This is a genomic window from Staphylococcus sp. EG-SA-2 (genome assembly GCF_017152085.1).
The window spans coordinates 1-10,819 of the sequence record NZ_JACYHC010001005.1 but is presented as its reverse complement, the minus strand read 5'-3'; the positions used below and the strand labels follow the sequence as shown (position 1 = coordinate 10,819).

Annotated in this window: 14 protein-coding genes; 11 read left to right on the top strand and 3 right to left on the bottom strand. The window is 30.0% G+C overall.

The genetic code is table 11. The features are described from left to right. Positions 1-344: 344 nt before the first annotated feature. Entirely contained in the window at positions 345-1,631 is a 1,287-nt protein-coding gene (locus tag IDG60_RS17230) for an aminotransferase class I/II-fold pyridoxal phosphate-dependent enzyme (protein WP_001068542.1), read from the bottom strand. A gap of 199 nt (positions 1,632-1,830) precedes the next feature. On the opposite strand from IDG60_RS17230, the gene IDG60_RS17225 reads away from it, so the two are divergent. The 7 genes from IDG60_RS17225 (at position 1,831) to pmtD (ending at position 6,169) form a co-directional block, all read left to right on the top strand. After that, positions 1,831-1,929: a Trp-rich small protein gene (locus IDG60_RS17225; protein ID WP_000990056.1), complete on the top strand. Its 99-nt coding sequence runs from the start codon at positions 1,831-1,833 to the stop codon at positions 1,927-1,929. Between the two features lie 242 nt (positions 1,930-2,171). Beyond that, a complete protein-coding gene (locus tag IDG60_RS17220) occupies positions 2,172-2,348 on the top strand; it encodes an SE1626 family protein (protein ID WP_000681968.1) in 177 nt (58 codons plus the stop codon). Positions 2,349-2,605: 257 nt separating this feature from the next. Further along, entirely contained in the window at positions 2,606-2,986 is a 381-nt protein-coding gene (gene pmtR / locus IDG60_RS17215) for a PSM export ABC transporter transcriptional regulator PmtR (RefSeq protein WP_000691584.1), read from the top strand. Continuing rightward, positions 2,983-3,879, top strand: a complete 897-nt coding sequence (gene pmtA / locus IDG60_RS17210; protein ID WP_017431890.1) for a phenol-soluble modulin export ABC transporter ATP-binding protein PmtA — start codon at positions 2,983-2,985, stop codon at positions 3,877-3,879. Before pmtR ends, pmtA begins: the two co-directional genes overlap by 4 nt. After that, positions 3,880-4,560 carry a phenol-soluble modulin export ABC transporter permease subunit PmtB gene (gene pmtB, locus IDG60_RS17205; RefSeq protein ID WP_000645726.1) on the top strand — a complete coding sequence of 227 codons (681 nt, stop codon included), beginning with the start codon at positions 3,880-3,882 and terminating at the stop codon, positions 4,558-4,560. Continuing rightward, positions 4,557-5,429 carry a phenol-soluble modulin export ABC transporter ATP-binding protein PmtC gene (pmtC, locus tag IDG60_RS17200; RefSeq protein WP_206160977.1) on the top strand — a complete coding sequence of 291 codons (873 nt, stop codon included), beginning with the start codon at positions 4,557-4,559 and terminating at the stop codon, positions 5,427-5,429. Before pmtB ends, pmtC begins: the two co-directional genes overlap by 4 nt. Then, positions 5,429-6,169 (top strand): phenol-soluble modulin export ABC transporter permease subunit PmtD, encoded by a 741-nt coding sequence (gene pmtD, locus IDG60_RS17195; protein ID WP_001221657.1) that lies wholly within the window; start codon positions 5,429-5,431, stop codon positions 6,167-6,169. Before pmtC ends, pmtD begins: the two co-directional genes overlap by 1 nt. Positions 6,170-6,234: 65 nt before the next feature. On the opposite strand, the gene IDG60_RS17190 is transcribed toward pmtD, so the two are convergent. Further along, positions 6,235-6,798 (bottom strand): thioredoxin family protein, encoded by a 564-nt coding sequence (locus IDG60_RS17190; RefSeq protein WP_000182842.1) that lies wholly within the window; start codon positions 6,796-6,798, stop codon positions 6,235-6,237. A gap of 120 nt (positions 6,799-6,918) precedes the next feature. On the opposite strand from IDG60_RS17190, the gene IDG60_RS17185 reads away from it, so the two are divergent. The 3 genes from IDG60_RS17185 to IDG60_RS17175 are packed head-to-tail and all read left to right on the top strand — an operon-like array spanning position 6,919 to position 8,899. Beyond that, a complete protein-coding gene (locus tag IDG60_RS17185) occupies positions 6,919-7,443 on the top strand; it encodes a membrane protein (protein ID WP_000966288.1) in 525 nt (174 codons plus the stop codon). A 59-nt stretch (positions 7,444-7,502) separates the two neighbouring features. Next, positions 7,503-8,060, top strand: coding sequence for an HAAS signaling domain-containing protein (locus tag IDG60_RS17180; RefSeq protein WP_001033971.1), 558 nt, complete (start codon positions 7,503-7,505; stop codon positions 8,058-8,060). Further along, entirely contained in the window at positions 8,057-8,899 is an 843-nt protein-coding gene (locus IDG60_RS17175) for a DUF4097 family beta strand repeat-containing protein (RefSeq protein ID WP_000713072.1), read from the top strand. Before IDG60_RS17180 ends, IDG60_RS17175 begins: the two co-directional genes overlap by 4 nt. Before the next feature lie 56 nt (positions 8,900-8,955). Here the strand turns inward: IDG60_RS17175 and IDG60_RS17170 are convergent, their stop codons facing one another. Beyond that, positions 8,956-9,996, bottom strand: a complete 1,041-nt coding sequence (locus tag IDG60_RS17170; RefSeq protein ID WP_001188043.1) for a C45 family autoproteolytic acyltransferase/hydrolase — start codon at positions 9,994-9,996, stop codon at positions 8,956-8,958. 450 nt (positions 9,997-10,446) lie between these two features. Here IDG60_RS17170 and IDG60_RS17165 point away from each other — a divergent pair, with 450 nt between their 5' ends. Further along, the gene (locus IDG60_RS17165) at positions 10,447-10,620 is read left to right on the top strand and encodes a hypothetical protein (protein WP_000267034.1); all 174 of its coding nucleotides are present in this window, start codon (positions 10,447-10,449) and stop codon (positions 10,618-10,620) included. Positions 10,621-10,819: the final 199 nt, after the last annotated feature.

Sequence of the window (10,819 nt, the reverse complement as noted above, 5' to 3'; positions counted from 1 at the left end):
GATATTGAACTTAAATTCTAATCTTTAATTTTATAATAAGGCATCTCACAATCGTGGGGTGCCTTTTACATTTGTAGAGATGTGATGCTTGAATGTTTGAAGTGATTTGCCAAAAGTTATATAAATTGGTTCTATAATAAATCGGACTGATAGAAAAAGTTTTTTACTTTTCATCTGTCCGATTTTTTGATTTTGTTAGGAGAGATGTATAAAACTAATTAGGTATAGTGTTTGACAAGTTGCTGAATAAAATATATCTTATGATACTTTGAAAGAAGGAATAATTTTAAAAATAAAAAACCAATAATCCGAGTCATACTCATCAGATTATTGGTTGAAATTAATTATCTTAAGTCATCAATCGCTTTAGCAATTGAATCAAATACATGTGGGATATCTTCTTTTTCTACACAGCTAAACGCAATACGAATATCTGTTGCATTAAGTGCAATAACACCAATTGAATATTTTTCAATTAAATGTTTACGAAGTTCTTCAGGGTCAACATCATGAACTTTTATTGCCATAAAGTATCCAGAGTTAAAGTCATAGGCTTGCCAATGTGAATGATATTGATCAGCATAGACAACTTCCTTAGTGACTTCATAGCGTTCTTTTAATGTTTGAATATTTTGTTCGATTTCTTTATCGAATTGTTTATTATTTTTTAATACATGCTTAACAGCGCTTTGTGTTGGAAGAGGTCCACTAGAAATGTTACTTCGTATAAGACCTTTTACTTTGGCTTCTAATACTTCTTTAGTTGTTTGATCAGACGTTCCAAATGTCATAAACCCAACACGGAATCCCCATGCGAAAAATTCTTTTGTTGCACCATCTAAACGAACAGGTAATATTGCATTTGAATTTAAATTAGATAATGCAGTAAATAATGATTGAGTATACACATCTTCATAGAATAAACCATAGTATGCGTCATCCACAACAGCTATAACTTTTGTACCTTTATCAGCTAATGCTTTAATTGCATCGACGATGGTAGTCACTTCTTTATGCGTAGGTGTGTAACCTGTCGGATTATTAGGATAATTTAAAATCATAATGACTTTATCTTTATTGTATGATTGTAAAGCTTCTACAAGTGAATCAGTAGTATAATGCCCGTCTTTATCAAAGATAGGATATGTTTGAAGGTTTGCACCATTTCTCGTATTGAAAACAAGTTTGTAATTACCCCAATTATGCTCTGGTAACAAGATAGTGTCACCTTGATTTACAAATAAATCGCCAACTAAAGATAAACCATGTGTTAATGCATTCGTAACAATTGGTAGTGACATGTTGTCGATTGATAGCTCTGGATTGTCACGCAACATTTTTTGTTGCCATAAATCACGTAATTCTTCGATGCCTTGTGGTGGCGCATAAGGGAATATTTCATCTGGAGTTAAATCATTAAACATTGCATCTAAAGATGATGCAAACATTTTTCCGTCTTTGTTTGTCGCCATACCTATAGTTGCATTATATGTTGTACTCTTTGCTTCAGCAGATTGAGATAAAATGCCTTTTGGATAAAACATATTTTGACCTAAGTCAGATAACATTGTAAAGGCAGTTGCATTTGACTGTTGAAGTTGTTCATTTAAGCTTTGGGCTAAAGGATTCATTATTGCTTAACCTCTCTTTAAAAAAATTGTATGCCTATATATTATCTTTAATTATACCAAAGATAAAGTGTTGTTGGTGAATTAACGAATAATATGTAAAATCTGCTGCCAAAATACGAACATATGTTCTGTTTTTATGTTAGAATAGGTGTAGGTCATCCTTCAGTATGATACTTTAGTCGAACGGAGGTGTAGTGTAATGATGTGGTGGCAAGAAGGGATGATGACACTTATTACAGGTGGCTTACTAATTATTTTTCGACTTTGGTTAGAACTGAAATGGAAAAATAAAAAATGATCCTACACACATAAATAACCCCAAGTCTGCTGGTACCAGACTTGGGGTTGTGTAGTATAATTCTGTGGATACACTTAAATAATATCATTGAACACAATATATCGCAATCAATAATCATTTTGATTGAATGGTTTTGTTGCGCTATTTTAGTTGAAAGTGATTAGTACCTTGAACTTTTGAAATTCAATAACTTATTAAAAAAATTTATATTTGTTATAATGTCGATGTTGAGGTGAAATAAATTGAAACATCTAACAAAAATATTTGTAGTACTTGCAATTATTTTATTTATTATTGGTTATTATTTACAAGCAACTAATCATGAAAGCCAAGGTATAAAATTATTATTAGCAGCGATTATGTTTATGATTTGTGCTTTTATAAGTAGAAGTAATGATCGACGTAAAAATAGTAAATAGAATTGACTGTTTAAAACGATTGTTTATGTTGACGCTACGGTTGTCACGTAGAGATTAAAGACATTCGTTTTAGCAGTCTTTTTTATTGAAGTAGACAATGCAAGATTAAATGGTAGTGTCATTTCATTTTATTCAACTGCTAGTAATACAATACTCAGTGTTATTTCTGAAGACTGGTTGATAATGGACATGCATATTTACAAAACTGTGTATATTGTGTATATTGTATATATACAGAAGTTGATAGGGGGACGTTGATGAAAATAATTTTAAAAAACAATAGTGATTTTCCGATTTATGAACAGATTAAGCAACAAGTAAAACAAAATATTTTAAAGGGACATGTTGCTCCTGGAGAGCATTTGCCGTCAATGAGAGAACTTGCCAAAGATCTTCAAGTAAGTTTGATTACTACCAAACGTGCTTATGAAGATTTAGAGAAAGACGGTTTTGTTACAACAATTAGAGGAAAAGGGACCTTTGTTAAGGAGCAAGATAGTTCTATTTTAAAAGAGAAACAATTTTTTACCATTGAAAATTTGGTTAAAGAATTGGTTAATGAAGCGCAAGCCATCGAAATGTCACTTGAGGAACTTCAAGATATTTTAACGTTCATTTATGAGGAGGAATCATCATGAATGCCATAGAATTAAGTAATGTTAATTATTCAAGTGATCAGTTTAATTTAAAGAATATCTCTTTCAAAGTTCCTCAAGGATTCGTCACTGGTTTTATTGGTAGAAATGGCGCTGGTAAAACCACAATAATAAGGTTAATTATGGATTTGTATCAACCACAAACTGGTGTTATTAGAGTATTAGAAGAGGATATGGCTCTCAATCCGATAGAGTTAAAGAATAGAATTGGGTTTGTTTACTCTGAAAATTATTTTAATGAGAGATGGACTACGAAGCAACTTGAAAAAATGATTGCCCCTTTTTATCGTAAATGGGACCATCAAGTATTTGAATTTTATCTTGAAAAGTTCGATTTACCAATCAATAAATCAATAAAAACATTTTCGACTGGGATGAAAATGAAATTATCACTAGCAGTTGCATTTTCACATCATGCTGAATTGTATATTTTTGATGAGCCTACTTCAGGTCTTGATCCCTTAGCTAGAAATGAGCTATTGGAGATAATTCAGCAAGAATTAATTGATGAAAATAAAACAATATTCATGTCGACACACATTATCTCAGATTTAGAAAAAATAGCTGATTATATCATTCACTTAAGTGACGGTGAAGTTATCTTAAATGGTTCAAAAGAACAACTGTTACAAAGATATCAAGTTGTGAGTGGTGCAACTGAGGACCTTGATGATGAATTAGCATCTCTACTTATTTATGAAGAACATAAGCGTACGGGATTTATAGGATTAACAGAACATGCGCAAGTATTTAAAGAAATTTTAGGTCATAAAGTGAATATCACTACACCTTCTATTGAGAACTTAATGGTTTATCTTGAAAAGAGAAAACCTAAATATCATGAAAACATCAAATTGATGGAAGAAGGTTTTTAAATGAAGGCATTGTTAATTAGGAATTTTAAATTACGACGATATACACTTATCATCTATGTTCTATTATTAACCTTATATCCTTTTTATATAATGCTTGACTCAACAAAGTTCTTTTACCTATTGCAATCTTTTATAAGTCCAACAATATTGATTATTTGGATTTTAGATGCTGGTCACTTATTTAGACTCAATCGTAGATTAGGTGGTAATGATTCATATTATTTTTATATGAGTTTACCAGTGTCAAAAAAACAATTGCTTAATGCCAACTATATTACATGCATTGTTTTAACATTAATTGGAACGCTTGTTATTAGTTTATATGCTTATGAAGCAGATGTGATTGAACCAAATTCAATCTATTTTTCAACTGCATATGCATTTGTCATATCTAACTTCTTGTCTATACCAATTGCATTTAGTCAATTTACAGAATTGCGTAGAGTCAAAGTGCCATATGGTATATACGTGTTTACTATTATCATTTTAGTTCCATTTTTATTTTCAATTGCAATAGTGTTGGTGAATTATTTTCTTCTAAGTCAATCATCATTCCCAGATTTATATTCATATATTTTAAATATTGGTTTTCTAATTATAAGCATTGTTATACTTATTGTTAATTATTTTAAACAGCTCAATAAAATAAATACTAGAAAATTTAAAGGAGGCAGTCGATGAAATTAGAACATATTACAAAAAAATACGGCTCAAATGTCGTTTTAAATGATATTGATTTTGACTTTGGCGATAGTAGAATTGTCGGATTAATAGGAAAAAACGGTGTTGGTAAAACAACCGTTATGAAAGTAATGAATGGTAATATTATTAAATTTGATGGAAAAGTAGACATTGATAATGCAGATAATATCGGTTTTTTAATTGAGCATCCTAAATTATATGATAATAAATCAGGATTGTATAACTTGAAATTATTTGCACAAGTATTAGGTAAGGGTTTTGATAAAGCATACACAGACAAAATTATAGATGCATTTGGTATGAGACCTTATATTAAAAAGAAAGTTAAGAAATATTCAATGGGGATGAAGCAAAAGTTAGCAATTGCAGTATCTTTAATGAATAAACCTAAATTTTTAATCTTGGATGAGCCTACAAATGGTATGGATCCAGATGGCTCAATTGATGTGCTGACTACAATTAAGTCTTTAGTAAATGAACTTGATATGAGAATTCTAATATCAAGTCATAAGTTAGAAGATATTGAATTAATTTGTGATAGAGCTGTATTTTTAAGAGACGGACATTTTGTTCAAGATGTAAACATGGAGGTAGGTGTTGCATCTGACACAACGATAGTTACTGTTGATCATAAAGACTTTGATAGAACTGAAAAATATCTTGCAGAGCATTTCCAATTACAAAATGTCGACAAAGCAGACGGACATTTAATGATCAATGCACAAAAAAATTATCAAGTTATACTAAAAGCATTATCTGAATTAGATATTTATCCGAAATATATTGAAACACGTAAAAGTTCATTGCGTGATACGTACTTCAATATAAATCAAAGAGGTGATAAATAATGAGAATTTTAAATTTAGTTAAGTATGATCTTTATAGTATTTTTAAAAGTCCTTTAACATATTTAGCGATACTAGTCGTATCTAGTTTGATTGCAACTCAAAGTATACTTATGGCAAATTCTATGGATAACCCGAAACATATTATTGTCTATGGATCTGTATTTGCTGCAGCAAAATGGTTATTGTTAATAATTGGATTAATGTTTGTTGTTAAGACAATTACGCGTGATTTTTCACAAGGTACAATTCAACTATATATGAGTAAAGTTAAAACACGCGTTGGATACATTATTTCGAAAACAATTTCAATTATTTTAATTTCAATATTATTTGCATTAATTCATTATGTGATTTTGATTGTTGTGCAGGCATCTAGTAATGGAAAAAATTTGGCGTTTTCTAAATATGTAGATAATTTATGGTTCTTCCTAATCTTTTTACTATTCTTTGGCTTGTTTTTATTCTTAATCACACTTGCATCACAAAAAACAGCAATGATATTTTCATTAGGTGTATTTTTAGTACTCATTGTACCGTTTATTAAACCTTTTATTACATTTATCCCAAGATACGGTGAAAAAGTTTTAGATGCTTTTGATTATATCCCTTTTGCTTACTTAACTGATAAAATGATTAGCTCTAACTTTGATTTTAGCAATTGGCAATGGGTAATTTCATTAGGTTCTATAGTAATATTCTTCATTTTGAATATCTTATATGTCGCTAAAAAAGACATTTAATAAAAATAATTTTGAGGTTGGGAATTTTAAATTTTCCCAACCTCAAAGTTTGTCTTATTGTAAATTTATTTATTTTCTAATTTATTTAGGATGGAATTATAAACTGCTTTCCAAAATGAAGCGTCAGTTTTATAGCGGTTTGATATAACTAAGTGTGTTTCTTTTTCTAAATCTGCATAGTCTGGATGATCTTTGCTCGGTAATTTATCAGCACGAACATCAGTTACAAATTTTTGGACTTCATTTGCTCTTGGTCCCCAAACTGTTTCTTGTTCGAATTGATCATTCAAGAATACGAAGATAGGAATTGCACGTGATTTACCATTTGTTAAATATTGATCGATCAGTTTTGTATCATCATCTCTATGGAACACGCGTACTTCTAAATTTAATGCTTCACTGATGTGTTTTAGAATTGGGAGATTCATCATTGCATCTCCACACCAGTCTTCAGTAATTACTAATACTTTAGAATAATTCATCTCTTTTATTTTTTTGATGCGTGAATCATCTTCTGGTAACTCAAATGATTGATAGATACTGAGAACGGTATCTTGATTTGTCTTCATTCCATCAATGTATTCATTTAAGGGTTGGCTATTTTTGAAATAAGTTTCTAAATTTGTCATTGTAAAAACCTCCTTTAGCATTTACAACATTATACCAATTTATAGTAATAAAAGGTAATGAAATAAATTAATTGCAAATTCTTTGTTAATTTTTGTTAAGGATGAAACGGGAAGCACCTTATGCTATATTTAAATAAGTACAAAGAAAGGGTGACATCAGTGCGTATTCAAAATCGCTGGGTTGTGTTTATATTATTTTTAATCTGTTCTTTTGGTGTATTAATTGGTTTATATCAATATCGTCATACGAAAACTGTGGATTTGTCTAATCTTGAAATAAACGATATTAAATTAAATGAGAAGTTTGATAAAAAAGGCTATGAAGTAAATAAAAAAATTAAGTTTGATCGTTTTAAATTTTATAACAGTAAAGCTCACCCTGATCTTACCGTTAAAGTGAGAGAAAAGGATAACATCGTTAAGGGGATAATATTAGTAAGAGATGAAAAGATACATACTAATTTTGATGGGGGAATTGGTTCGCCGATAAATAACGCGATTGAAAATCTTGGATTCGGATATAAAAGAACAAAAGTTGGCAATGATTTCTCATCGGTAAAGTATATTGATAGAGATAACCATTTAAAATTAAACTTACTTTATCAAGATTTAGAAATTAAACGTATTGAATTTTTTAGTAAATAGCTTTAGGTCTTAAAGTTATAAAAAACGAATGAATAATTTTATTGGGATGAGTGACCTATATGAACAAGATTACTTATTTAAATGAATTAGAAACAGCACTTGATGCGCTACCTAGGCATTTAAGAGATCAAAAAATGTATGAATATGAACGTTATTTTTATGAGCAAGAACTTAATGGCGTTGATGAAGGGGAAATTTTAAAGAAGTTAAAAGACCCACAAGATGTTGCAGCTGAAACAAAAGCTAGAAGTGTTATTGATTATGCTGAATCTAAACCAACATTTGAAAATATTTCAAGAGCTGTTGCTGCTTCATTAAGTTTAGGCATTCTATCTATTTTTGTCATCCTTATACCAGTATCTATAGTTGGATTATTTGTATTAGCATTATTTTTAATATCACTTTTGCTGCTGTTTTGTCCAATTATTTTATTAGCATCAGCAATATCCAGAGGAATTGTAGACTCAATTAGTAATGTATTTTTTGCCATATCATATTCAGGATTAGGATTAGTATTTATCATTGTCATATTTAAGATTTTAGAATACATTTATCGTTTAATCTTAAAATATTTACTTTGGTATATTAAAACTGTCAAAGGAAGCGTTAGAAAATGAAGAAATTCTTTTTTATTGGGCTTTTAGTGTTTGTTGTCTTTTTTACAGCAGCAACCATTATTTGGTTCAGCTATGATAAAAACAAATATGGTACTAAACAATATGATAAAACATTCAAAGACGATGCTTTTGACAATGTATCTATAAATTTGGATAGTACAGAACTTCGTATAAAACGGGGGAATCAATTTAGAGTTAAATATGATGGTGACAATGATATATTAATTAATATAGTAGATAAGACGTTGAAGATTAGTGATAAAAGGTCTAAGACAAGAGGATATGCAATTGATATGAATCCTTTTCATGAGAATAAGAAAACGTTAACGATTGAAATGCCTGATAAAATGATTAAACGTTTAAATCTATCATCTGGAGCAGGAAGTGTTAGAATCAGTGATGTTGATTTAGAGAACACAAGTATTCAAAGCATTAACGGTGAAGTAGTTATTAAAAACTCAAATCTTGACGCACTAGATTCAAAGACAAATAATAGTTCTACTTATATTAGTAAAAGTAACATTAAAAATAGCAATATTAAAGTTGTTATTGGTACGCTACAAATCGACAAGAGTCAAATTAAACAATCCATATTTTTAAACGATCATGGTGACATTGAATTTAAAAACATGCCATCAAAAGTAGATGCAAAAGCTTCTACTAAACAAGGAGATATTCGTTTTAAGTATGATAGTAAACCTGAAGACACTATACTAAAGCTAAATCCGGGAACGGGTGATAGCGTAGTTAAAAATAAAACATTTACTAATGGTAAAGTTGGGAAAAGCGACAATGTTTTAGAATTTTATACGATTGATGGTAATATCAAAGTTGAATAAATAAAGGATGTAAGCACCGATATTAGGAAGCATAATTTCTCTAATATCGGTGTTATTTATTTGTTGGCAAAAGTTAAGTCGGTATCTATATTGCCAGTAAAGTGAGTGATATTAAGGTCTTGACCATCTAACCATGATTTGAAATCTATTATTTCTGGTGGCGCATTTTCTCCCAATGTAAAATATGCAGTTAATGTTTCAGGTTGATACATTGATGTATGGATGGTGCCAGACCAGCTTTTGAATAGTTTACTGTAAATTTCATACTGAGGATTATTGAATAACTTAAATGCTGTAGTCATATCTAAATTATCATTAGTTTGTGAAATGGTACGCGCCAGTCTTTCTTTAGATTCTTTTGTATAATTACGATTTTCATGTGTTAATATTTCAAAATGATTTGTACATATATTATCATAACGAACATCTATTGATCTCGGTGTCACTTCAACAATTGCATGGTTCAATGATTTGTCCATCAGTATGTAGCTAAATGAGCTTCTGTGTGGTATTTCTTTCAATAATTGTATTGCTTCTGTTACATTTCGGCAATTTTCAAGAATTAGACGACCAATCATATAACATACAAAACCATTTGCTGGTTTCTTCCGGTGCATAAAGTTATAGCCCATAGTTAATCCTGACTCATTCATACCATCCATTCTTCCAGTTACCCTTGATACAGGACCAATTTGAGCTAAACCGCTATCTGTAGGTTGATATAGTAAGTAGCGACCATCATAAGTTGCAGGGTGGTAATCATAATTTCTAACCATGAAGTCTTTGCCTTGAAAGACCGTGCAACCACTTTCTTTTAAATCGGTAAAACGATAATGTCCAAAGTTTAAAATAATTTGGCGTGTTGGCATTTTGAGTATACTTTGTAGTCCCATTAATTCTTCCCATATTTGAGGTGCGTAAGTTTGGAATATTTGATAAGTTTCATTTACATCTATATCGAAACGTGGGACACGTTTTTTCCATTCTTTTTCTCGATTTTTTAGAAGAGGTGTTTGTTGAAGCCATTTACCAGTTTTAACACCTAACTCGAAATGTGAACCTCTAAAAGTCATAATATCTGATATCACTTGTTGCATATCATCGGCCCCTTTCTTTTTAGTTGTAATATATTGTAAATAAATAGTAATCGTATGTATATTGAATGTCATGTTAAATAAAGTTATATTTTACTAAATGAAATATAAAATTGTTTGAGGTGATTTCTCGGTGTATAAGACTTATCAATCAGTTAAAACATATTTTTATAGATGGTGGGGATATTAAGTTAAAAACTTAAAATCATCTTATCATAAATAACAATCTTAAGTTAGCATTCACGATAATAGTCATTGTTAACATTAGCATATAAGGTCATGTCACGTTGAAACAGAGGTTCCTCGGCATTTTTGAAAATAATCATTAGCTTGCTCACTATATAATTTGATGAATATATTTCGTAAAAGTGGGTATTTATTTAATGATTATTCTATATATGATAGTATAATGAAATGTAGATAGGTATTTAATTTAACAGAGGTGAAATTGAGATGTGGAATTTTATTAAATGTGTGTTTAAATTCGTATTTAGCTTAGTTGCTATTACAACATTAGTTGCTGGTGTTGGTGTAGTAGCATTTGCTTATATCTTTAAAAAAGATTTTGAAGATATTGAAAGAAAAACTAAAGAAATTATTTCTGATATTGAAAGTAAAAATAACTAATAACATTTAGAGGCTGGGACATAAATCCCTAAAAAACAGCAGTGAGATAATTTTCAATTAGAAAATATCTTACTGCTGTTCTCTATTTATACAATACTTCGTATTGAATGGCTTCGCTTTCCTAGGGTGCCGTCTCAGCCTTGGTCTTCGACTGGCACTGCTCCCTCAGGAGTCTCGCCATTAATACTACGTATTAACA